Origin of the sequence: Leclercia sp., assembly GCF_036780805.1 — a bacterium.
In the GTDB taxonomy this organism is placed as follows: domain Bacteria; phylum Pseudomonadota; class Gammaproteobacteria; order Enterobacterales; family Enterobacteriaceae; genus Enterobacter.
Genome location: NZ_DAIQCE010000002.1, coordinates 151,399 through 174,601 on the forward strand (window position 1 = coordinate 151,399; position 23,203 = coordinate 174,601).

At 60.6% G+C, this 23,203-nt stretch carries 22 protein-coding genes; 15 read left to right on the plus strand and 7 right to left on the minus strand.

The genetic code is table 11. The annotated features are described in order from the left end of the window. Nucleotides 1-7 precede the first annotated feature (7 nt). Genes V7Q49_RS10030 through V7Q49_RS10040 form a run of 3 tightly spaced genes read left to right on the plus strand, consistent with a single transcriptional unit; the run spans nt 8 to nt 3,232 of the window. The gene (locus V7Q49_RS10030; protein ID WP_333850785.1) at nt 8-616 is read left to right on the plus strand and encodes a DUF2291 family protein; all 609 of its coding nucleotides are present in this window, start codon (nt 8-10) and stop codon (nt 614-616) included. Beyond that, nucleotides 616-2,142, plus strand: coding sequence for a sugar ABC transporter ATP-binding protein (locus V7Q49_RS10035; RefSeq protein WP_333850788.1), 1,527 nt, complete (start codon nt 616-618; stop codon nt 2,140-2,142). Before V7Q49_RS10030 ends, V7Q49_RS10035 begins: the two co-directional genes overlap by 1 nt. A 1-nt stretch (nt 2,143) precedes the next feature. Next, nucleotides 2,144-3,232 carry an ABC transporter permease gene (locus V7Q49_RS10040; protein ID WP_333850790.1) on the plus strand — a complete coding sequence of 363 codons (1,089 nt, stop codon included), beginning with the start codon at nt 2,144-2,146 and terminating at the stop codon, nt 3,230-3,232. A gap of 98 nt (nt 3,233-3,330) precedes the next feature. On the opposite strand, the gene V7Q49_RS10045 is transcribed toward V7Q49_RS10040, so the two are convergent. Continuing rightward, nucleotides 3,331-4,284, minus strand: coding sequence for a sugar-binding transcriptional regulator (locus V7Q49_RS10045; RefSeq protein WP_333850793.1), 954 nt, complete (start codon nt 4,282-4,284; stop codon nt 3,331-3,333). 295 nt (nt 4,285-4,579) lie between these two features. On the opposite strand from V7Q49_RS10045, the gene V7Q49_RS10050 reads away from it, so the two are divergent. The 4 genes from V7Q49_RS10050 to V7Q49_RS10065 are packed head-to-tail and all read left to right on the plus strand — an operon-like array spanning nt 4,580 to nt 9,320. Next, the gene (locus V7Q49_RS10050) at nt 4,580-5,410 is read left to right on the plus strand and encodes a transketolase (RefSeq protein WP_333850795.1); all 831 of its coding nucleotides are present in this window, start codon (nt 4,580-4,582) and stop codon (nt 5,408-5,410) included. Beyond that, a complete protein-coding gene (locus V7Q49_RS10055) occupies nt 5,403-6,353 on the plus strand; it encodes a transketolase family protein (protein ID WP_333850797.1) in 951 nt (316 codons plus the stop codon). The genes V7Q49_RS10050 and V7Q49_RS10055 overlap by 8 nt, the downstream gene beginning before the upstream one ends. Before the next feature lie 33 nt (nt 6,354-6,386). Then, on the plus strand, nt 6,387-7,805 hold the full coding sequence (locus tag V7Q49_RS10060; RefSeq protein WP_333850799.1) for an L-fucose/L-arabinose isomerase family protein: 1,419 nt from the start codon (nt 6,387-6,389) through the stop codon (nt 7,803-7,805). 15 nt (nt 7,806-7,820) lie between these two features. Continuing rightward, complete coding sequence (locus tag V7Q49_RS10065) at nt 7,821-9,320, plus strand: FGGY family carbohydrate kinase (protein WP_333850801.1); 1,500 nt, start codon at nt 7,821-7,823, stop codon at nt 9,318-9,320. Between the two features lie 96 nt (nt 9,321-9,416). Here the strand turns inward: V7Q49_RS10065 and V7Q49_RS10070 are convergent, their stop codons facing one another. Beyond that, the gene (locus tag V7Q49_RS10070) at nt 9,417-9,569 is read right to left on the minus strand and encodes a Hok/Gef family protein (protein WP_333850803.1); all 153 of its coding nucleotides are present in this window, start codon (nt 9,567-9,569) and stop codon (nt 9,417-9,419) included. A gap of 241 nt (nt 9,570-9,810) precedes the next feature. Next, the gene (locus V7Q49_RS10075; protein ID WP_333850804.1) at nt 9,811-10,524 is read right to left on the minus strand and encodes a GNAT family N-acetyltransferase; all 714 of its coding nucleotides are present in this window, start codon (nt 10,522-10,524) and stop codon (nt 9,811-9,813) included. Nucleotides 10,525-10,733: 209 nt separating this feature from the next. Between V7Q49_RS10075 and V7Q49_RS10080 the strand changes: the two genes are divergently transcribed. From V7Q49_RS10080 to V7Q49_RS10100, 5 genes are all read left to right on the plus strand, one after another. Continuing rightward, a complete protein-coding gene (locus V7Q49_RS10080) occupies nt 10,734-12,302 on the plus strand; it encodes an ABC transporter substrate-binding protein (RefSeq protein ID WP_333850806.1) in 1,569 nt (522 codons plus the stop codon). Between the two features lie 122 nt (nt 12,303-12,424). Next, entirely contained in the window at nt 12,425-13,447 is a 1,023-nt protein-coding gene (locus tag V7Q49_RS10085; protein ID WP_333850808.1) for an ABC transporter permease, read from the plus strand. Continuing rightward, nucleotides 13,447-14,280, plus strand: a complete 834-nt coding sequence (locus V7Q49_RS10090; RefSeq protein ID WP_333850810.1) for an ABC transporter permease — start codon at nt 13,447-13,449, stop codon at nt 14,278-14,280. Before V7Q49_RS10085 ends, V7Q49_RS10090 begins: the two co-directional genes overlap by 1 nt. After that, nucleotides 14,273-15,109, plus strand: a complete 837-nt coding sequence (locus tag V7Q49_RS10095) for an ABC transporter ATP-binding protein (protein ID WP_333850811.1) — start codon at nt 14,273-14,275, stop codon at nt 15,107-15,109. Before V7Q49_RS10090 ends, V7Q49_RS10095 begins: the two co-directional genes overlap by 8 nt. Further along, nucleotides 15,096-15,800: an ABC transporter ATP-binding protein gene (locus V7Q49_RS10100; RefSeq protein WP_333850812.1), complete on the plus strand. Its 705-nt coding sequence runs from the start codon at nt 15,096-15,098 to the stop codon at nt 15,798-15,800. The genes V7Q49_RS10095 and V7Q49_RS10100 overlap by 14 nt, the downstream gene beginning before the upstream one ends. Nucleotides 15,801-15,907: 107 nt before the next feature. Here V7Q49_RS10100 and V7Q49_RS10105 read toward each other — a convergent pair whose 3' ends face one another. Both V7Q49_RS10105 and V7Q49_RS10110 read right to left on the minus strand, forming a co-directional pair. After that, on the minus strand, nt 15,908-16,384 hold the full coding sequence (locus V7Q49_RS10105) for a cold-shock protein (RefSeq protein WP_333850815.1): 477 nt from the start codon (nt 16,382-16,384) through the stop codon (nt 15,908-15,910). Between the two features lie 97 nt (nt 16,385-16,481). Beyond that, nucleotides 16,482-16,727, minus strand: coding sequence for a YmjA family protein (locus tag V7Q49_RS10110; protein ID WP_333850817.1), 246 nt, complete (start codon nt 16,725-16,727; stop codon nt 16,482-16,484). A 354-nt stretch (nt 16,728-17,081) separates the two neighbouring features. Between V7Q49_RS10110 and V7Q49_RS10115 the strand changes: the two genes are divergently transcribed. The 3 genes from V7Q49_RS10115 to V7Q49_RS10125 all read left to right on the plus strand — a co-directional run bounded on the left by V7Q49_RS10115 (nt 17,082) and on the right by V7Q49_RS10125 (nt 18,994). Beyond that, nucleotides 17,082-17,393 carry a type II toxin-antitoxin system HigB family toxin gene (locus V7Q49_RS10115; protein WP_333850819.1) on the plus strand — a complete coding sequence of 104 codons (312 nt, stop codon included), beginning with the start codon at nt 17,082-17,084 and terminating at the stop codon, nt 17,391-17,393. Then, entirely contained in the window at nt 17,390-17,809 is a 420-nt protein-coding gene (locus V7Q49_RS10120) for a helix-turn-helix domain-containing protein (protein ID WP_333850821.1), read from the plus strand. The genes V7Q49_RS10115 and V7Q49_RS10120 overlap by 4 nt, the downstream gene beginning before the upstream one ends. 63 nt (nt 17,810-17,872) lie before the next feature. Beyond that, the gene (locus tag V7Q49_RS10125; protein WP_333850823.1) at nt 17,873-18,994 is read left to right on the plus strand and encodes a YbdK family carboxylate-amine ligase; all 1,122 of its coding nucleotides are present in this window, start codon (nt 17,873-17,875) and stop codon (nt 18,992-18,994) included. Here the strand turns inward: V7Q49_RS10125 and V7Q49_RS10130 are convergent. Together V7Q49_RS10130 and V7Q49_RS10135 are read right to left on the minus strand one after the other, a co-directional pair. Next, nucleotides 18,945-22,079 (minus strand): efflux RND transporter permease subunit, encoded by a 3,135-nt coding sequence (locus V7Q49_RS10130; protein ID WP_333850825.1) that lies wholly within the window; start codon nt 22,077-22,079, stop codon nt 18,945-18,947. The two genes, V7Q49_RS10125 and V7Q49_RS10130, sit on opposite strands and share 50 nt — an antisense overlap. A gap of 9 nt (nt 22,080-22,088) precedes the next feature. Continuing rightward, nucleotides 22,089-23,153, minus strand: a complete 1,065-nt coding sequence (locus V7Q49_RS10135) for an efflux RND transporter periplasmic adaptor subunit (protein WP_333850826.1) — start codon at nt 23,151-23,153, stop codon at nt 22,089-22,091. Nucleotides 23,154-23,203 lie beyond the last annotated feature (50 nt).

Here is a 23,203-nt window from a genome sequence, read left to right on the forward strand (position 1 = left end):
AGGCAGTATGCGGTTAAAACAATGGGGCGCCGCGCTGACAGGCGCTGCCGCCCTGTTGCTGACGGCCTGCACCGTGGTGGATCTGGATGAGAACGGCAAGCCCATCATGCCTGCCGATCCCAACGCCAAAGCGAGCTTTGACAACCAGACCCCACAGCAGATCGCGCAACAAACCTGGCAGCCACGGATCCTCGATGCCGCCAAAAGCCATGCGCTGGACGCCAGCGCGCTTTCCACCCAGCTGAAAACGCCCTCTGATAAAGCACAGAGCGTCTTCGTGCGCCTCAGCGGCAAAGTGGAGCGCGTGGAGGCCAGCAATGCCAACGAGCAGAAACTGGTGATGACGGTAAACGGCCAGCCGCTGGCGATCCAGACCGGGCCGGTGATGCGCGGCAACGCCATCCGCGACGCGGCGGGTTTCCGCTTCGATGAATTTACCAACCAGGTCCAGTATGCGCAGCTCTCCCGGGCGTTAAACCGCGAGGCGGTGAAGCATCTGCCGAAGGTCGATGACAGCTGGAGCGGCAAAAATGCCACCGTGCTGTTCGCCACCACCCTGACGGGCGGCAAAGCGAATGAGGCGGCAGCGCTGGAACTGAAACAGGAGACGCCGTGATGAGCGATAACCCGGTAGAGGACATAATCCTCAGCACCCACGGCATCTCGATGCTGTTCCCCGGTACCGTGGCGCTGGATAAAATCGATTACCGCGTCTGGCGCGGCAAAGTGAACGTCATTATCGGTGAGAACGGCGCCGGGAAGTCGACGCTGATGAAAATCCTTGCCGGGGTGCAGCAGCCCAGCCTCGGCGAGATGTGGCTCAACGGCAAGCAGGTGGCGTTCGCTAATACCCGCGATGCCGCCGCCCACGGCATCGGTATGGTGCACCAGGAGCTGAACCTGTTTGAAAACCTCAATGTGGCGGAGAACGTCTTTCTTGGCCGCGAGCTGCAAAAAGGGGTGACGCCGATTAACGAGGCGGAGCAGGAGTCGCGCACCGCGGCGCTGCTGAAACGCCTCGATCAGCCCATCTCCCCACGGGAGCTGGTCGGCAACCTGAAGGTCGGGCAGCAGCAGCTGATTGAGATCGCCAAGGCGCTGGCCGAGGACGCCGACATCCTGATCCTCGACGAGCCCACCTCGGCGCTGAGTAAAACCGAGGTGGAGATCCTGTTTCGGGTGATCCGCGACCTGACCCGTCAGGGAGTTACCATCATCTATATCTCCCACCGGCTGGAAGAGCTGATGGCGATAGGCGATGTGATCACCATCCTGCGCGACGGCAAATTCCAGGCCGAGGCGAAGGTGCAGGATATCGACGTGCCCTGGATCGTGCGCGAGATGCTCGGCAGCGATCCGGTGAGCAACTTCCTCGAGCCGGGCCGCACCTTCGGCGCGCCGGTGCTGGAGGCGGAACATATCACCTGCGTCAACAGTGCCGGGAATACGGTGGTTAACGACGTCAGCTTCCAGGTGAACGCCGGGGAGATCGTCGGCATCTACGGCCTGATGGGTGCCGGGCGCACCGAGCTGTTCGAGTGCATGCTCGGCACCGAGCGCAACTATCTGGGCAAGCTGTGGCTCGACAGCAAACCGGTGCCGCAGCGGCTCACCACCGCCGAGCGCATCCGCATGGGAATGAGCCTGGTCCCGGAAGACCGCAAACGCGCCGGGATTTTCCCCGGGTCGTCGGTGGCCAGCAACCTGACCATCGCCAGCCTGTGGCGCCGTTTGCAGCGCGGTTTCACCATCGCGCAGAAAGCGGAGCAGGCGGTGGTGGCCAGCACCATCGGCAATCTGTCGATCAAGGTCTCCACCCCGGAGGTGGAGATCCAGGCGCTCAGCGGCGGCAATCAGCAAAAGGTGGTGATTGGCCGCTCGCTGCTGACCAACCCGAAGGTGCTGTTCCTCGATGAGCCGACGCGCGGCATTGACGTGGGGGCCAAAGCGGACGTGTTCCGCATGATGGTGCAGCTGTCGCAGGAGGGCATCGCGGTGGTGTTTTCCACCTCGGATTTGAAAGAGATTATGGCGGTATCGGACCGCATTCTGGTGATGTCCGGCGGCAAACTGACCGCCGATATTGTTCGCGATCGGGCCGACGAATCGGCCCTGGTCACCGCAAGTGCTCAGGGGTTCTAAGATGAAAACGACACAGTCTGTCGCGCTGACGCCGCAAAAAGGGGCCGCGCCTTCCCGGGAAAAATTACTTCTGCTGCTGCTGAAGATGCGCACCTTTATTGCGCTGTTTCTGATTGTCGGCTTTTTCACTATGACCGTGCCGGGCTTTCTCTCCGCCGGTAGTCTGGTGATCATGATTAAGCATATCGCCATCAACGCGTTTCTGGCGCTGGGGATCACCTTTGTGATCATCACGGCCGGGATCGACCTGTCAATCGGCGCCACGCTGGGGCTGTGCGGGATGATCGCCGGGTGGATGATCACCAAAGGGATTGTGCTGCCGATGTTTGGCATCGCCATCTTCCCGAGCGTGTGGGTGATTGTGCCCATCGTGCTGCTGATTGGCGCACTCATAGGCGCGATGAATGGCTGGATCATCACCCGCTATAACGTCGCGCCCTTTATCTGCACCCTCGGCACCATGTACGTGCTGCGCGGCGCGGCGATGCTCACCTCCGACGGCCAGACCTTCCCGGGGCTGTCCGGCAATCCGCAGCTGGGGAATACCGGCTTCGATGAGATCGGCGCGGGGACGCTGCTCGGCATTCCGTGGGCCATCTGGATGATGATCGTGCTGGCGCTGGTGATCGCCTACATCGCCCGCCGCCTGCCGTTTGGCCGCCACGTCTACGCCATCGGCGATAACGAACGCGCGGCAGAACTCTCCGGGGTGCAGGTCAAGCAGGTAAAAGTGCTGGTCTATACCCTGTCGGGGTTCTGCGCCGCCATCGCCGGGATTGTGGTCTCCGCGCAGCTGCTGGCGAGCCATCCGGCCAACGGCACCGCGTTTGAGATGAACGCCATCGCCGCGGTGGTCCTGGGCGGCACCTCGCTGGCCGGGGGCCGCGGCACCATTCTCGGCACCCTGATTGGCGCCTTCGTGATCGGCTTCCTCGCCGACGGCCTGGTGATGATGGGGGTCAGCGAGTTCTGGCAGATGGTGATCAAAGGGATCGTGATTATCGTGGCGGTGATCATCGACCAGATGCAAAACCGAATGCAGCAGAAAGCGGCGGTGGTGGCGCAAAAGGCGGTGATGGAAGGGAAATAATGCGATTGTGCGGTCTTTGTGCCGGGTGGCGGCTTCGCCTTACCCGGCCTACAAAACCTTGTAGGCCCGTGCAAGCGCAGCGCCGCCGGGCATTTTCCTTAGGATACTTTCAACAAACTGCGCGCCGTCGGGTAATCGGTGATCAACACGTCGATATACTTGCCTTCCAGCGCTCCGCGAATGGCGTTGCGCTTTTCTTCCCCACCGGCCAGGGCAATCACCTGCGGACAGGCGCGGATCTGCGCCAGCTCCATCCCAATCACCGGATCCTCTTCCGGGCTGAGCACCGGCTCGCCGTTGGCATCGTAGTAGTGCAGACAGATATCCCCTACCGCCCCGCGTTCGGCCAGCAGTTTGAGCATATCTTCGTTGTAGTAGTTCCCGGAGTTCTTCAGCAGCTGCGACGGCTCCAGCTCGCCAATGCCGACAATCGCCACGTCCACTTCGGCGAATTTGCCCACTACCGCCGCCACGTCCGGGCTGCTGACCAGCCGGGCGCGCTCCTCCACCGAGTGCTCAATGCTCTGGGACGGCAACAGCCCTGCCGGACAGCCGAGGTGCGCCGCCAGCTGCTGGGTAAGGATGGTCGCCTGCACGTTGCCGTTGGGGCCGACGCCACCTAACAGCTGGATCACCCCGGCGGCGCGGATATTCTGCGGGTGCATCTCATCCACCATGCAGCGGATGGTGCTGCTCCAGGAGGAGATCCCCACCAGGTCTTCCGGGCGCAGACGGGTTTCGACATAGTGGGCCGCCGCGCTGCCGATGGCATGCTTAATCTGGGCGTTGGACGGATTCTCCCCCACGTCCACCACGATGGCCTGGCGGATGCCGTACTGCTCTTCCAGCGCCTTTTCCAGCGAGACAAAAATGTTGGTCGGCTGGACGACGGTAATTTTTACCAGCCCCTCTTTCTGGCAGCGCGTCAGCGCCCGCGACACAAAAGATTGCGAGAGATGCAGCAGCGAGGCAATCTCGGACTGCTTTTTATTCTCGCTGTAGTAAAGTGTCGCGATCTTGACCAGCAGTCGCTGTTCATCCTGCTTCGACATAACGTTCCCCTTAATCGGCTGTCGTTATTTTTATTCATCACTGAATATTTAACAAGCCAGCGCCGGCACGATCCGCCAGGCAAATGTGATCCTTTTCTCCTTTCTTCGAAATATGCCCGCGCAAACCGTAGACAAACCCCCGGGCAAGGCATATCTTACATTACATGAATAATAAATCATCATTGAATATATATTCAAAGCGGTCATAAATCCCTGCTCTGACAGAGAGAACAGGGAAAAACGTACCCGGCTGGAATAATTATTCACAATAGATTATAAATTCAGGAGGTATGTTATGAATCCGTTTTCGCTCTCCATTGCGGAGCTCGAAACCCGGGCGCGCTCGATTCGTCGTCGGATTATCGTGCTGAATGCCGAAAGTCCGGCGGGCGGCCATACCGGGGCCGATCTTTCGCAGGTCGAACTGCTGACCGCCCTCTACTTTCGCATTCTGAACTGCTCCCCGCAGTTGAAGGAGAGCGATGAGCGCGACATCTACATCCAGTCGAAAGGCCATGCGGTGGGCGGCTATTACTGCGTGCTGGCCGAAGCCGGGTTTATCCCCGTCGAGTGGCTCTCTACCTATCAGCATGCCGACTCTCACCTGCCGGGCCATCCGGTGAAACACAAAACCCCGGGGATTGAGCTGAATACCGGCGCGCTGGGGCATGGCCTGCCGGTGGCGGTGGGGATCGCCCTCGCCGCTAAGCGCAACAACAGCAAGCGTCGGGTGTTTGTGGTGACCGGCGACGGTGAGCTGGCGGAAGGCAGCAACTGGGAAGCCGCGCTGGTCGCCGCCCACTATCAGCTGGATAACCTGTTTATTATCAACGACAAAAACAACCTTCAGCTGGCGGGATCCACCCAAGAGATCCTCAATACCGACCCGCTGGATGCGAAATGGAAAGCCTTCGGTCTGGAAGTGACCGGCTGCAACGGCAACGACATGGCGGATGTGGTCGCCACGCTGGAAGGGTTAAAGCCCAACGGCAAGCCGCACGTGGTGATCGCCCACACCACCAAGGGCGCGGGAATTTCGTTTATTCAGGGGCGACCTGAATGGCACCACCGGGTGCCGAAAGGAGAAGAAATTGAACTGGCGCTGGAGGAACTGAAAGATGAGTAATAGCGAACATCTCGCCACGGTAATGGTTAATGCCTTTATTGATGCCGTCGATCGCGGCGTGGATCTGGTTCCGGTGGTGGCAGACTCCACCTCCACGGCGAAAATCGCCCCCTTTATGCAGCGTTTTCCGGGTCGGCTGGTCAACGTCGGCATCGCCGAGCAGACGCTGGTGGGTGCCGCTGCCGGGCTGGCGATTGGCGGCAAGATCGCCGTCACCTGTAACGCCGCGCCGTTTTTGATTTCACGCGCTAACGAGCAGATCAAAGTCGACATCTGCTACAACAACACCAACGTGAAGCTGTTCGGTCTGAACGCCGGTGCCAGCTACGGCCCGCTCGCCAGCACCCACCACAGCATCGACGATATCGCCATCATGCGCGGCTTTGGCAACATCGAAATTTACGCCCCGTCGAGCCCGAACGAGTGCCGCCAGATCATCGATTACGCCCTCGACCACGTGGGCCCGGTCTATATCCGTCTCGACGGCAAAAACCTGCCGGAACTGCATGACGAAAGCTACCGTTTTGCCCCGGGCAAGATTGACGTCCTGCGCGAAGGCCATGACGTGGCACTGGTGGCGATGGGGTCGACGGTACATGAAATAGTGGAAGCCGCCGCACAACTCGCGGAAGAAGGTATTGACGCCACTGTTATCAGCGTTCCATCTATTCGTCCCTGTGATACCCAACAGCTACTGGCGGCCATCGCCCCGTGCAAGGCGGTCGTGAGCGTTGAGGAGCATAACGTCAACGGCGGCGTCGGCAGCCTGGTGGCGGAAGTGCTGGCCGAGGCCGGATGCGCCGTGCCGCTGAAACGACTGGGGATCCCGGATGGACAATACGCGATTGCCGCCGACAGAGCGTCAACGCGGGCACGTCATGAGATTGATGTCGCTGGGGTGGTGAAACACGCCCGTGAAATGCTGACGCGACAAATTTGCTAACAATAACAACAACATCTTACTGGAGAAAAAGCAATGTCCCGAATTCCTCAACAGCTTACGATGGGCGTGATCATCGGCAACCGTGGGTTTTTCCCGAGCTATCTGGTGGCGGAAGCGCGCGAGCAGGCGAGCGCCCTGTTTGGCCGCCTGGGTATTAACACTATCATGCTCGATCCGAGCCAGACCGAACTCGGCGGCGTCGAAACCCGTCAGGATGCCAAAGTCTGCGCCGAGCTGTTTCGCGCCCATCGGGATCGCATTCATGGCGTGGTGGTGCTGCTGCCTAACTTTGGCGATGAGAAAGCGGTGGCGGAAACCCTGCGTCTCTCCGGCCTGAACGTGCCGGTGCTGGTCCAGGCCGAGGAAGACAACCTCGATAAAATGGGGCTGGCGACCCGCCGCGACAGCTTCTGCGGCAAGATCTCCCTGTGCAACAACCTGCGGCAGTATGGCATTCCCTTTACCTTGACCACCCAGCACGTCTGCGCCCTGACCGGCGAGGTGTTTGAGCAGGATCTGCGGCGCTTCGAGCAGGTGTGCCGCGTGGTGAGCAGCATGCGCGGCGTGCGCGTGGGGGCCATCGGCGCCCGTCCGGCGGGCTTTAACACCGTGCGCTACAGCGAGAAGCTGCTGGAAAGACTGGGCATTGCCGTAGAAACCCTCGACCTGTCCGAAGTCTTTACCCGCATTAAAACCCTGCGCGATGACGACATCCGCGTGGATGAAAAACGCCGGATCCTGATCGACAACGCCGACGCCAGCCGCATTCCAGCCGACAAGCTGGTGACCATGGCCAAGCTGTTTGTCGTCATCAGTGAGTGGGTGGTCGCCAACGACATCGACACTACCGCCATCCAGTGCTGGACCTCCCTGCAGGAGAACCTCGGGATTAACGTCTGCTCGATCATGAGCGTGATGTCCGGCCAGCTTATGCCGAGCGCCTGTGAAGTGGACGTGATGGGGGCGCTCTCGATGTTCGCCCTGGCGAGCAGCAATATGAATCCCGCCTCGATTGCCGACTGGAACAACAACTTCGGCGACGATCGCGACAAATGCGTCCTGTTCCACTGCGGGAACTTCGCCGCCTCCAGCCTTGAATCCCCGCACATGGGCACCGCCGACATCATCGGTACCACGGTCGGGAAAGAGAACACCTGCGGCGCGGTTCACGGGCGTCTGAAAAGCGGGCCGCTGACCTACTTCCGCCTGAGCACCGACGATCTGACCGGGGAAATCAAAGCCTACGTGGGCCAGGGCCAGTCGGTGGACGATCCGCTGGATACGGTGGGCTGCCGGGCGGTGATCCAGGTCCCGCATCTGGAGAACCTGCTGAACTGGATCTGCCGCAACGGCTTTGAGCATCACGTGGCGATGAACCATTCTGCCAGCGCGGAGATCCTGCATGAAGCCTTCACCCGCTACCTCGGCGTCTCAACCTATCTTCATCGTTAAGGGCAGGAGGCCGCTATGTCGGTGAGCAAGGACATCATTATTGCCCTCGATGAGGGCACCACCAACGCCAAAGCGGTGGCGCTGGACGTGAACGGGCATGTGGTGACGAGTTTCTCCCGGGCGCTGGCGATCCAGACCCCGCACGAAGGTTGGGTGGAGCAATCCCCTGAACTGCTGGCGGCGGCCTCCCTCGACGTGGTGGCCCGCGCCATTGCCAGCGTCGGAGCAGACAGGGTTGCCGCGCTGGCGGTCAGTAATCAGCGTGAAACCGTGGTGGGCTGGGATCGGGCGACAGGCAAGCCCATTGCCCCGGCGCTCAGCTGGCAGTGTTCCCGCACCGCGGCTTTTTGCCACCAGCTGCGGGAAAACGGCTACGGGCCGCAGATCAAGGCGGCAACGGGCCTGCCCATTGCGCCGCTGTTTTCAGCCTCCAAGATGCGCTGGCTGCTGGATAACACTCCCGACGGTACGCAGCGTGCCGCCCGGGGGGAGATCTGCCTCGGCACCGTTGACAGCTGGCTGCTGTGGCAGCTGACGCAGGGCCACGCCTTCAGCTGCGACTACGCCAACGCCGCCCGCACCCAGCTGATGAACCTGCATACCGCCGACTGGGACCCGGAGATGCTGGCGCTGTTTGGCATCCCCCGCGCGGCGCTCCCGGAGATCAAACCCTCCAGCGGCCTGTTTGGTTACACCCGCGGCTGCCCGTCGATCCCTGACGGACTGCCGGTGATGGCGATGATCGGTGATTCCCACGCCGCGCTCTTTGCCCACGGCCTGGGTGCTGAAGGCTGCGTGAAAGCCACCTACGGCACCGGTTCGTCGGTGATGGCCCCGGTCTCCTCCGCCCGCTGCGACGTTAGCGCGCTGGCCACCACCGTGGCGTGGCATGACGGCGACGCTCTGGTCTACGGACTGGAGGGCAATATTCCCCACACCGGCGATGCGGTGGCATGGATGGCGGACAGCACCGGCTTAAGCGAGCTGTCGCAGGCTGAGCTGGCCCATGAGCTAAACACCCTGCCCCGCTCGGTGGATTCGACCCTCGGCGTCTACTTTGTGCCAGCGCTGACCGGCCTCGGTGCGCCCTGGTGGGATGAAAACGCACGCGGCATGATCCACGGCCTGAGCCGGGGCGTGAAGCGAGCGCACCTGATCCGCGCGGCGCTGGAGTCGATCGCCTATCAGATTGCCGACGTGGTGCAGGCGATGCGCGCCCATCCGGGCTTTACCCTCAACGCGCTGATGGTTGACGGCGGGCCAACGAAAAACGACTGGCTGATGCAGTATCAGGCGGATCTGCTCGGCTGCCCGGTGATGCGCAGCGACGTGCCGGAACTCTCCGCGATGGGCGCCGCTCTGCTGGCGCGTAAGGCGCTGTTTAACCTGACCACCGCGCAGCTGCGCCAGTATCTGCCGGAACATGTGACGTTTACACCGGACATGGCGCGTCACGCCCGGCTGCAAAGCCGCTGGCAAGCCTGGCAGGAGACGGTTGCGCGGGTAAGGACGTAAAAATGCCCCGTCTGGCTCATCACCAGACGGGGCCAAAAAACGGGTGCCTGTACCAAACCGACAACCGGATAAGCGGGGATTACTCCCCGCGTACCGCTACTTCTTCGTTTCGTAAGCGAGAACAGCTTTCACTTCCATATCATGTTCCTTAAAGCTCACTTCGCATAACTGCTCATGAACCAGAAACGTGACTCCCAGCACCGTTAAACTCAGGACCAGGATCGCCGCAAAGGCGTACTTGTTAAGCATGTCATTGCCTCCTTGCTAAGAAGAGGCTACCATCCAAATTGTTCAGGTTTGGAGTGGTAGCCCCGGTTGATGGAAACATCTCCGGGGCTTTTGCTTTCTGACTCACCACACCTGCCTGAGCTCAGAAAGCATCAGGCACCCGCCGCAATATTACGCCCGCACCGGCTAAAAAACCCCCATCCACCTGTATATTTAACCAGTTAAAGCTATCTTTCAGAATACGTTTAGATTGCCGGGAGAATCAGGCCGTTTCCGGACGAACATGAAACGCTTCCAGGCGCCTGATTTGCTGTCCCTCAGCATCAAAATTATCCGCGGCCAGCCAGCCGCGAATGGCCGCGTCCCGTTCCGGCCATTCACCGTCGATCATCGACAGCATATCGCTGTCGCGGTTGCGGCCTTTGCGCACCAGTTTCTGCCGCAGCCGCCCTTCCCAGATAAAGCCCAGCCGCTCGGCGGCACGACGCGAGGCGATGTTCATCGAATCACACTTCCACTCCAGCCGACGGTAGCCCCGTTCAAAGCCGTACTTCAGCAGCAGCCAGACCGCTTCGGTGCCCAGCGGGCTGTTTTTCATTTTCCGCGACCAGGTGACATGACCGATCTCCACCGAGCCCAGCTGCTGTTCAATCGCCATATAGCAGACCAGCCCGACGGCGCGCTCGCTGCGGCGATCGATCACCGCAAAGGGCACCAGCTCTTGATCCTGCACTTTGCCCTGCAACCAGTCGACGGTCTCCTCAACGCTGGCGGGCTGATTGCTGGCAAGCCAGGTCCAGTCGCTGTCGTCGCCCAGCGCGTAGGCTTCGAACAGGTCTACCGCATGCTCTACCGCATCAAGCGGCTCGAGGCGGCAAAAACGCCCTTCCAGTACTCCACGCTCTAATACGCTGGCCCCCTGCCAGTCGGGAACAGGATCGTTAACGGTCTGCCCCCAGATATTGATCTCCGGCACGCTCTACCCCTTTTGTTTGTTAATAGATTGTTATTTAACAATACAGGATTGCCTGCACAACGGCACCGCTGACCCCGCTAATAACTATAAATAATTCGTTATGCGCTGCGGTAATAAGCTAAGCAGAATTAAGACTTTCCTAATTTCTGTCCGCCATCCTAACGTAACGGTCTATAAAACAATCAAAAACAATATGTTCAGGGATCACTATGACCAAAAAACTACTGCCGTTACTGGTGCTGGCGGCGCTGTCAGCCACCGCTCATGCTGCTACGCCGCCTGATACGCTGGTTGTCGCTCAGGGTCTGGATGACATCGTGAGCCTCGATCCGGCCGAAGCTAACGAGCTTTCCAGTATTCAAACCGTGCCCAGCCTGTATCAGCGTCTGGTACAGCCGGACCGCGATAACCCGGAAAAAATCACCCCGATTCTGGCCGAAAGCTGGGAAGCCGATGCGGCAGCAAAAACCCTGACCATCAAGCTGAAACCGGATGCAAAATTTGCTTCCGGCAACCCGCTGCGCCCGGAAGATGTCATTTTCTCGTATACCCGCGCCATCACCCTGAACAAATCTCCGGCCTTTATTCTTAACGTGCTGGGCTGGGAGCCGGGCAACATCGCCAGCCAGCTGAAGAAGGTGGATGACCATACTCTGCAACTGCACTGGACGGCGGACGTGAGTCCGGCGGTGGCGCTGAATATCCTCTCCACGCCGATTGCCTCGATTGTGGATGAGAAGCTGGTCACCGCGAATGTGAAAGGCGATGACTTTGGCAACGCGTGGCTGAAGATGCACTCTGCGGGCAGCGGCGCGTATAAAATGCGCGTCTACCAGCCGCACCAGGCCATCGTGCTGGAAGCCAACGCCAGCGCGCCGGGCGGCGCACCGAAGCTGAAAAACATTATTATCAAAAACGTGCCGGATCCGGCTTCCCGCCGTCTGCTGATCGAGCAGGGTGATGCCGATGTCGCCCGCGATCTCGGGGCCGATCAGGTGGGTGCCCTCAACGGTAAGCCGGGTGTTACCGTGCTGAGTATCCCCTCTGCGGAGCAGAACTACCTGGTGTTTAACGCGGGCAACAGCGCCAACCCGCTGCTGAATAACCCGGCCTTCTGGGAAGCGTCACGCTGGCTGGTGGATTATGAAGGCATTACCAAAGATCTGCTGAAAGGCCAGTATTTTGTCCACCAGAGCTTCCTGCCGGTCGGCCTGCCAGGGGCGCTGGAGAACAATCCGTTCAAATTTGATCCGGCCAAAGCCAAAGAGATTCTGGCGAAAGCGGGTATCAAAGACGCTCACTTCACGCTGGACGTGGAGAACAAACCGCCGTTTATCACCATCGCCCAGTCGATGCAGGCGAGCTTTGCCCAGGGGGGCGTGAAGATCGATCTACTGCCTGCGGCCGGTAGCCAGGTCTACGCCCGCGTGCGTGCTAAACAGCACCAGGCCGCTATCCGCCTGTGGATCCCGGACTACTTCGACGCACACTCCAACGCCAGCGCCTTCGCCTGGAACGACGGTAAATCCAGCACCGTGGCCGGGCTTAACGGCTGGCAGATCCCGGAGCTGAACAAAGCCACGCTGGCCGCGGTAGCCGAGCCGGATCCGGCCAAACGCCTCGACCTGTATAAGCAGATGCAGGAGCAGCTGCAGCAGACATCGCCGTACGTGTTTGTCGACCAGGGCAAAACCCAGATTGTGGTGCGCGATAACGTGAAGGGTTATCAGCAGGGGCTGAATGCGGATATGGTCTGGTACGACCGCGTAACCAAGTAAGTTTCGCCGTAATTGCCCGGTGGCGCTACGCTTACCGGGCCTACGTGATCGTATTTTGTAGGCCGGATAAGGCGAAGCCGCCACCCGGCAATATGCTCAGAATCAGGAATTAAGATCTTCCTATGCCCCCTCTATCCACCCACGTGGCGCGCGTTTTACAGGGCCTGCTGACCCTGTTCCTCACGCTGCTCGGGCTTTTGCTCGTAACCTTTGCGCTCTCTGCGCTCTCACCGGTCGATCGCGTTTTGCAGATCGTTGGCGATCACGCCAGCCAGTCCACCTACGATCAGGTTCGCCACCAGCTCGGGCTGGATCGGCCGCTGCCGGTGCAGTTCTGGCACTATCTGGTTAATCTTGTGCAGGGCGATCTCGGCACCGCCAGCGCCACCGGGCAGCCGGTGCTGCAGGATCTGCTGCACGCCTTTCCGGCCACCCTTGAGCTGGCGACCCTGGCGCTCATCCTCGGCTCTGTGCTGGGGGTGATGGCCGGGGTGCTGTGCGCCCGGTATGCCGGTTCGCCGCTCGACATGGCGATCCGCACCCTCACCCTGCTCGGCAACTCGGTGCCCATTTTCTGGCTCGGGCTGCTGATGCTGGCGCTGTTCTACGCAAAGCTGCAGTGGAGCGCCGGGCCCGGTCGGCTGGACGATATCTGGCAGTACACCGTCGAGCCGCGCAGCGGGTTTGCCCTGATCGACACCTGGCTTTCCGGCGACATGGCGGCCTTTAAAAACGCCGTCAGCCATCTGGTTTTGCCGGTGCTGCTGCTGGCCTACTATTCGCTGGCGAGCATCACCCGCCTGACCCGCTCGGCGTGCCTGAGCGAGATGAATAAAGAGTACATCCTGCTGGCGCGGGCCAAAGGAGCGGGCGAGATGGCCATCCTGCTGCGCCACGTGCTGCCCAATATTCGCAGCACCCTGCTCACCGTCATTGCGCTGGCCTACACCAGCATGCTGGAAGGGGCGGTGCTCACCGAGACCGTGTTCTCCTGGCCGGGGATTGGTCGCTACCTCACCACCGCCCTGTTCGCCGGAGATACCACCGCCATCATGGGCGGGACGCTGCTTATCGGTGTCTGTTTCGTGCTGATCAATAACCTGACCGACCTGCTGGTGCGGTTCACTGACCCAAGGGTGCGTTGATGCCGTTTTATCTGTTTTTACGTCGTCTGCGCCGCTCGCCGGCGGCATTTTGCGGGCTGGTCATCATTACCCTGCTGCTGCTGGTGGCGCTGTTTGCCCCGTGGCTGGCGCCGCTGGATCCGAACTGGCAGGACGCCGCCGCCCGCCTGCAGCCTCCGAATGCCCAACACTGGCTTGGCACCGACAGCTACGGGCGCGATCTGCTCTCAAGGTTGATCTACGGCAGCCGTCCGGCGCTGGGGCTGGTGGCCTTAGTGACGGTCATTACCTTGCCTGCGGGTCTGCTGGTAGGGATTTTATCCGGTTACTACGGCGGCTGGCTGGAGCGGGTATTAATGCGCTTTACCGACGTGGTGATGTCGATGCCGCGCCTGATCCTCGCCTTTGCCTTTGTCGCCATGCTTGGGCCGGGGCTGGTCAACGGCGCGCTGGCGCTGGCCTTAACCACCTGGCCGGCCTACGCTCGTCAGGCCCGCAGTGAGATCCAGCGTCTGCGCCACAGCGACTATCTCGCTGCCGCCGAGATGATGGGCATCCGCGGTTTTCGCCTGCTGCTGGGGCATATTCTGCCGCTGTGTCTGCCGTCCGCTATTGTGCGTCTGGCACTCGATCTGGCCGGCATTATCCTCGCGGCAGCCGGGCTCGGCTTCCTCGGCCTCGGCGCGCGTCCGCCGATGGCGGAATGGGGGGCGATGATCGCTGACGGGATGCAGGTCATTTTCGACCAGTGGTGGATTGCCGCCATTCCGGGCGGGGCGATCCTGATTGCCAGCCTGGCCTTTAATCTGCTGGGCGATGGCCTGCGCGACGTGCTGGAGCCACACCATGACTGAATCCCGCATTATTGTTGATTCCCTGACGATTGATTATCCCGCGGCGCGGGTGGTCAATAACGTCAGCTTTACCCTGGGCAATGAACGGCTGGCGCTGGTCGGCGAGTCCGGCTCGGGCAAGTCGATGACCGCCCGGGCGCTGATGGGGCTGGTGCGCAAGCCAGGCCGGGTCAGCGCACAGAGGCTCAACGTGCTGGGACAGGATCTCACCACCCTGTCGCCGCGCGGCTGGCGGCAGTTACGCGGCAACGAGATTGCGATGGTGCTTCAGGATCCGCGCTACGCTCTCAACCCGGTGAAAAACGTGCAGGCGCAGCTGGACGAAGCATTAACCCTGCACCAGTCGCTGCCGCGCCGGGAGCGGCTGGACCGCATCCGGGAGATGATCCACGCCGTGGGTCTGACCGACGCGGTGCTGGGCCGCTATCCGGGGGAACTCTCCGGCGGCATGGGCCAGCGGGTGATGATCGCCATTGCGCTTATTAACAACCCGCGGGTGCTGATTGCCGACGAACCCACCTCGGCCCTCGACGCCCGCCTGCGCAATCAAATCCTTGAGCTGCTGGTGGAGCAGTGCGCGCAACGCCAGATGGCGATGCTGCTAATCAGCCACGATCTGCCCCTGGTGGCGGAACATTGCGATCGCGTGCTGGTGATGTATCAGGGCGAAAAAGTCGATGAGATGGCGGCGAGCCAGCTTTCTCAGGCCACCCATCCCTACACGCAGACGCTGTGGACCTGCCGCCCGGATGCCAGTACTTACGGGCAGATGCTGCCGACGCTCGACCGCTCTCAGCCCTGGAAGGAGGTCCCTCATGGCACTCGTTAATGTTGATCAACTGCAGGTGACTTTCGGGGAGAAAAAGGCGGTCTCTGCCGCCAGCTTTGCCATTGAGCCAGGCGAAACCTTCAGCCTGATTGGTGAATCGGGCTGCGGGAAATCGACCATTCTGCGGGTGCTGGCCGGACTGCAGCGCCAGTGGCACGGCAACATTCAGGTGCTGGGCAATAAGCTCCAGCCCGGCGCGCGCTTTACCGGCTCCCTGCGCCGCAACGTGCAGATGGTGTTTCAGGATCCCTGGGCGTCGCTGCATCCCAACCACACCCTTTCGCGCACCCTGGCGGAGCCGTTACAGATCCACGGCGAAACCCAGATCGCGGAAAAGGTGGCGGAAGCGCTGCAGCAGGTAGGGCTGGCGGCCGACGCGGGCAAGCGCTATCCCCACCAGCTCTCCGGCGGGCAGCGCCAGCGCGTGGCGATTGCCCGGGCGCTGCTGTTACGTCCGCAGCTTCTGCTGCTGGATGAGCCCACTTCGGCGCTGGATATGTCGGTACAGGCGGAGATCCTTAATTTACTCAATCGCCTGAAACAGCAGCACGGGATGACCTATCTGCTGGTGAGCCATGATGCGGATGTGATTGCCCATATGTCAGACCGGGCGGCGTTTATGGCGCACGGAGAAATCCAGCACGTGTTTGATCGGGAGGCCATGCTCAGGGGTGAGCACCGGATGGAATAGTGTCGTGCGGCTGTGCCCGGCGGCGCTGCGCTTGCACGGGCCTACAGTTCGTGTCGCTTTGGTTTTGGTAGGCCGGGTAAGGCGTAGCCGCCACCCGGCAGTGCCGATTACATCAGGTTCTTAAGCTGTTTCACCGTGGCATCGATATCGATTTCATTTTCGGAGAAAATAAAGGTTTTCCCCTGAAAAGTGGTGATCGCCAGTTTTTTCACCGTGCGCAGCTCGTCTGTTTTCGCCGTTGATTTCGGGGCGATATTGCCCATCAGGCTCTTCACCGACAGCACCTCTTTATCCAGTTTGACGTCAGCAGACTCTTCTTCGCTGTACACCAGGTAAGACTTGATAGAGGTGATTTTATGACGCTCGCCATCAATAAAGATGTATTTGCTTTCCGGGATGACTTTTACCGCAAACGCGGACAAACCCTTGTTGTTGGTGGTGGGTTCAAACGTCACTGCGGCATCTTTCTTAATCAGATCGGGATTGGAGACCTTAATCACGTGAAAATAGCGGTTATCGCCGTTTTCATCTTTGATAAATCCAAAACCCTTATCTGCAAACCACGTTGTGATTGTTCCGTTCATCGCCTTTACCGCCTGATTAATCGTTTACCAACTCAATTTTTTGCCGCGCGCAGTGTAAAGCACAAAGCCTGCGTAGACTACGTCTTTCACGCAGGCGCTACTCATTACCCCACTGATTGAGGAAATTGGCGATATCGTCGATGCGCTGCGCGTTGATGCCCGCTTCCACCGCCATCTCGGTCTGCGCCTCTTCGCTGATCTCTTCGTTATTCATTAAACGGGTGATCAGCAGCTGGAAATAGAGCGCCAGCGGATCGCGTTCTGCTTCGCTCACCGGGGTTGCGGCTTCCGTCGTGTACTCATCCACGATGTCATAGTATTTAAGCGGTACGTCGTTACTCATTCGTTATCCTCAGGGTGTCAGTTGCTGCCTGGATAATAGCATCCTCAGGACTTTTTTTCCGGCATCCATGGCGAATAACGGCCTGGCGGTGCTGGCTCACTTTGCAGGCCGGGTAAGCCGTAGCCGCTACCCGTCTTTGCCTTTCTGGAATGCGCCACGCAAATCAAAAAAGTCATCCGTTCAACGTCGTCCCAGCCCTTTAATTCTTTATTACAGCCTCATAAAGTGCACATGGATTAAGGATGAGTTCTCCTGGGGAGACCAGCTATTACCGCATCAACACGCTTGGTTTCCATATTGTCAACTCAACATCAACTTTCTATAATGTTTCCAGACTGGAAATAAGGGGCAAGGATGCACGTAGTATCGAGAGCACTTTTCGATACGGCTACCAGACAATTTCCCAATCAGGCGGTAGCCCTTGACGATCTTTACCGGGTACTTAAGAAGGAAAACTACCCGTCACCAGACCAGATGAGAAAGCGATTCCCCAGTCTGGACCGAATGAAATACCGGGAAAAATGGTGGGTCATTGATGTTGGTGGCGGGCATTTGAGAGTGATGTTTTTTGCTGATTTTGAGCGGGGAAAGATCTTCATCAAGCATATCAGCACGCATGCAGAATATGACAAGCTGACGGACATCTACCGGAGAACCAAAGAATGAATTATGCAGATGCCATCAAAGCGGCAAACGAACTGACAACCGTGTTGCCTTTCCTCGGCGCAAGCCCGTCGCGTAAAGACTATGAAGAGGCATTATCGCTGGTGGAGTATCTGATAGAACACCAACCTGATAGCCCGCTGGTTGATATGCTGACCGCTAAAATCGACAAGTACGAGAACGATTCGCCGGAATTTGCGGAGTTTAACGCCCGTGTTGCCACTATTCCCACCGGCGTTGCGTTACTGAGAACGCTGATGGATCAGTATCACCTGACCCAAAGCGACCTGGAAAATGAGATTGGCAAGAAGTCGCTGGTGAGCCGGATCCTGAACGGGCAGCGCACCTTAACGCTGGAGCATATGCGGGCGCTGGCGAAGCGTTTTGGATTGCCTGTAAGCGCGTTTGTGGGGAGTTGACCGGGAGAAGGCGATTATCCCCCGTTGTCTATACTCAACTCATCACAGACAACGGAGTGCGCTATGCCTTTACCCGACTTTCAATCCTCTGAACCCTACACCCTCGGCATCGAACTGGAACTGCAGGTGGTTAACCCACCGGGCTACGACCTGAGCCAGGACTCCTCCGCCCTGATCGACGCCGTCAAACACGACATCAAAGCCGGTGAAGTGAAGCACGACATCACCGAAAGCATGCTCGAGATTGCCACCGGCGTGTGCCACAACATCGATCAGGCGGCGGCGCAATTCTCCGCCATGCAGCAGAGCATCCTGCGCGCGGCGGCGGAGCACCATATCCAGATCTGCGGCGGCGGCACGCATCCGTTTCAGAAATGGCAGCGTCAGGAGGTGTGCGAAGACGAGCGATATAACGCCACGCTGGAGCGTTTTGGCTATCTGATTTTGCAGGCCACGGTGTTCGGCCAGCACGTCCACGTGGGATGCCGCACCGGGGATGACGCCATTTACCTGCTGCACGGTTTGTCACGGTTCGTGCCGCACTTTATCGCCCTGGCGGCATCCTCTCCCTATATGCAGGGCACCGACACCCGGTTTTCGTCATCGCGGCTCAATATTTTCTCCGGGTTCCCGGATAACGGCCTGATGCCGTGGGTCAACAGCTGGCAGCAGTTCGAGGGGCTGTTCCGTCGCCTGAGCCACACCAGCATGATCGACAGCATTAAAGATCTGCACTGGGACATTCGCCCCAGCCCGCATTTTGGTACCGTCGAGGTGCGGGTGATGGATACGCCACTCACCCTCGCCCATGCCATCAATATCGCCGGGCTGATCCAGGCCACCTCACACTGGCTACTGACCACGCGGCCTTACAAACATCAGGAGCAGGATTTTCTGCTGTACCGCTTTAACCGTTTTCAGGCCTGTCGCTATGGGCTGGAAGGGATCCTGACGGACGTGCATAGCGGGGAGCAGAAAACCATCGCGGACGATCTCGCCTGGCTGCTGGAGCAGGTTGCGCCATCGGCCGAGAAGCTCGGCGCGACAAGCGCAATCAATGAAATTGCCCTGCAGTTAAAGCAGGGCAAGAGCGAGGCGCAGCGCATGCGCGATTTTATTGCCGACGGCGGCTCGCTTATTTCTCTGGTTCAGAAGCACTGCGAGCTGTGGGCGACGAGTCCGTAAGGCAGTGCCCCCACTCGCGCAGGCGCTGGAACAGCACGAACAGCGCCGGGATAAATACAATCCCCACCACGGTGGCCACCAGCATACCGCTGAACACCGTGGTGCCAATGATGCGGCGGCTCTGGGCACCCGCCCCGCTCGCCAGCATCATCGGCAATACGCCGATAATGAACGACACGGCGGTCATCATCACCGCCCGGAAGCGGCGGGATGCCCCTTCGCGTGCGGCATCGACAATCGCCATCCCCTCCATGCGCCGCGCGCGGGCAAACTCCACTATAAGGATCGCGTTCTTGGCGGCAAGGGCGATTAACAACACCAGGCCAATCTGCACGTACACGTCGTTGGCATATCCGGCGGCCCACAGCCAGACCAGCGCCCCGCCGATAGCGAACAGCACCGAGAGCATCACGCTCGCCGGCAGCGTCCAGCTCTCGTACTGGGCGACGAGGAATAGCCACGCCATCACCACCGCCGCCAGCACAATCCAGATCGCCTGATTGCCGGTCTGCTGCTCCTGATATGACATCCCGCTCCAGGCGTAGTCGTACCCGGCAGGCAGGTTCTGCGCCAGCAGCTCGCCCATGACCGCCATCGCCGTGCTGCTGCTCACCCCTTCCGCTGCCGAGCCGCTGACCGATACCGACGGGAACTGGTTGTACTGTTGCAGGAACGGCGCGCCGACGGTCGGGGTGATAGTGACGAGGTTGCTCAGGCGCACCCGCTCGCCGTTGTTGCTGCGCACGAACAGCTCGCTGATTTGCTCCGCGCGCTCGCGCCACTGCATCTCGTTTTGCATCACCACGTGGTAGACGCGGTTGTTGACGCTGAAATCCCCAGCGCGCGTGCCGCCAAAGGCGGTTTGCAGGCTGCTGAAGATGCGCGATACCGGCACGTCGAGACGGGCGGCGCGCTCGCGGTCAACGGTCAACGTCAACTGCGGCACGTTGCTGCTCCAGGTGGTGAACACGCGGCTCAGCTGCGGGTGCTGGTTGGCTTTCGCCAGCACCTCACGCGTCACGCGCTCCAGCTCCGCCGGGGTCTGCCCCGCCTGCGCCTGAATGCGCAGGTCGAAGCCGGAGGCATTGCCCAGCCCCGGCAGCGTTGGCGGCGCGAAGGTCATAATGGTCGCTTCCGGCAGGGCCAGCAGCTGGCGCTGCAGGGTGCCCATCACCTCATCCAGCGGCGGCCGCTCGCCCCAGTCCTTCAGCATGATGGAGATAAACCCGCCGTTGGAGGCGCTGGTGCCGTTGAGAATGTTAAACCCGGAGACCTGAATCACATCCTCCACCGCCGGGTTTTTCGCAATCAGTTCCCGTGCCGTGGTCATGACGGCTTCGGTGCGCTCCAGCGATGCCGACTCCGGCAGCTGAACGCTGGCAAAGAAGTAGCCCTGATCTTCCTGCGGCAGGAAGCCTTTTGGCATCGACATAAAGCTGAATACCACCACGGCCGCCGCACCTGCGGTGGCCAGCAGCGCCAGCCACGGGCGAAAATTAAATACACTCACGATGCGGGAATAGAGGTTGCGCGTCGCATCCAGGCCGCGGTTAAAGCCCCGGTAAATCGCCGCCGGGCGCGCCGGACGCGGGCGCAGCAGCAACGCGCAGAGCGCGGGGGTCAGGGTTAACGCCACCAGGCTTGAGAGCGTGACGGCGGTGGAGAGCGTTACCGCAAACTGACGGTACAGCTCGCCGACAATCCCCGGCAGCAGCGCCACCGGCACAAACACTGCCAGCAGCACCAGCGTCGTCGCAATCACCGGCCCGGCAATCTGGCGCAGCGCCAGCGCGGTGGCCGCCGTGCGGCTCTGCCCTTCCGCCATCAGGGTTTCGACGCTCTCCACCACCACGATGGTATCATCCACCACCATGGTCAGGGCCAGAATGATGGCGAACAGGCTCAGGGTGTTAGCGGAGTAGCCGAGCGTATAAAGCACCGCAAAGGTACCCACCAGCGACACCGGAATGGCCAGGGCGACAATCAGCGTCGCACGCCAGCTCTGCAGGAACAAAGAGACCACGACCACCACAGCCAGCAGGGTCAGCGCCAGCGAGACGCCGATCTCCTTAATAGTGGCCGCAACAAAGGAGGTGGTGTCGAATTTAACCTCATAGACCAGGTCGTCCGGGAAGCGCGTCGAGAGGCGCTCCAGCTCCGCGCGCACCGCGTCGGCCACGCGCAGGGCGTTGGCGGACGGGGTCGGGTAGATGCCGAGGTAGGCGGAGTCATGTCCATTGAGCTGCGCGCCGGAGCTGTAGCTGCGCGAGCCAAGCTCGATAGTCGCCACGTCTTTCAGGCGCACCAGCTGGCCCATCTCACCCGCGCGGATGATGATGTCGGCAAAGTCTTCGGCCTGGCTTAAGCGCCCCAGCCCGTTGATGGTCAGGGTCTGCTGCTGGCCGTTAAACACCGGCGGCGTGCCGACCTGGCCCGCCGCCCCCTGCACGTTCTGCTCGCGCAGTGCCTGCGCCACGTCGTCGGTAGTGACGTTGAGGGCGTTCATGCGGTCCGGGCGCAGCCAGATGCGCATGCTGTAGTCGCGCGCGCCAAACATCTGCACCTGCCCGACGCCCGGCAGGCGGGACAGCGCCTCGCGCACCTGGGTGCTGGCGTAGTTGCTGACAAACAGCGGCGTGTGGGTGTTATTCGGTGAGTAAAGACTTACCCCCATCATCAGGTTGGTGGCGCGCTTGCGCACCTGCACGCCGTTTTGCTGCGCCTCGGCGGGCAGTTGCGCCACGGCCTGCGCCACGCGTTTTTGCACGTCGATGGCGGCCAGATCCGGATCGGTGCCTGCCGCGAAGGTGATGTTCAGGCTGTAGCTGCCTTCGTCTGAGCTGGTGGACTCCATATAAAGCATGTGATCCACGCCGTTAAGCTGGGTCTCCAGCGGCGTGGCGATGGCCTCCGCCACGTCGGCGGAGCTGGCACCCGGCCAGCTGGCCGACACATTCACTACCGGCGGCGTGATCTGCGGATACTGCTCCACCGGAATGATCCTCAGCGCGATGGCCCCCAGCAGGGCGATCACCAGCGCAATCACCATCGCGAAGCGCGGGCGTTTGATGAAAAACGTCAGCATGATGGCTCCTTAATTCAGTATCTGGACGGCAGCGCCGGGCTGCATGCGCTGCGCGCCGTCGGTAATCGCTCGCTCACCGGACGCAATGCCAGAGGCAATCTGAAACTGCTGGCCAATCTGCCCGGCAACCTTCAGCGGGCGTTGTTCGGCTTTGCCGTCGGCGTTAACCACCCAGGCAAAGAACCCGTCGCCATTTTGCTGCACCGCCGCCGCGGGCAGGGTCAGCACCGCCTTCTCGCTCATCGGGCGCAAAAACACATTCACGTTGCCGCCGGGCAGCAGCTGATGGCGTGGGTTGGCGAACTCGGCGCGCAGCATCACGCTGGCGGTGCGCGGGTCGATGCGGTTATCTACCGAGGTCAGCTCGCCGCTGATGCGCTGGCCGTTGCTGTCTATTAGCGCCTGCCACGCCTGCTTCATGGCGCGGATATCCGCATACTGCCCCGCTTTGGTGGCAAAATTACCCTCTTCCAGCGCAAAGGCGATGCGGATCGGATCGAGCTGCACCACCTCCACCAGCACGCCGCTGGACGGGTTGACCAGGCTGCCCACGTGGAAGCTGGCGTGCCCCACGCGGCCATCGATGGGCGAGGTAATGCGGGTATAAGCCAGGGTGACGTTGCGGGTGTCGAGCCGGGCTTTCGCCTGCTCCAGCGCCGCGCGGGCGACGTCGCGCTGCATGCGGGCGTTGTCCACGTCGTGGCGGCTGATGGCATGGTTACTGCCCAGGCTTTCAAAGCGGGAAAGCTGCTGCTGCGCCTGGCGCAGCGTCGCTTCGGCGCTGGTGACTTCGGCCTGCGCGAGACGCAGGGCAGCACGCGGCTCGGCGTCGTCGAGCTCAAACAGCACGTCGCCTTTTTTCACGTACTGCCCGTCGCGGAAGTTGATTTTCGTTATCACACCTTCCGTGCGGGCGCGCAGTTCCACGGTGTGAATCGCTTCGATGCGGCCCGGGATCTGACGCTCCGCGGCGTGGGCGGTCTGCTCGACCGTGGCGACGCGAACGGGGATGGCGGCGGCAAAGGCGGGCTGCAGGCTGCTGGCGAGGAGTGCGAACAGGAGTGGGAATTTCATGGGAGTACCTCGGCGTTGTTTTCCCTCACCCCGGCCCTCTCCCACAGGGA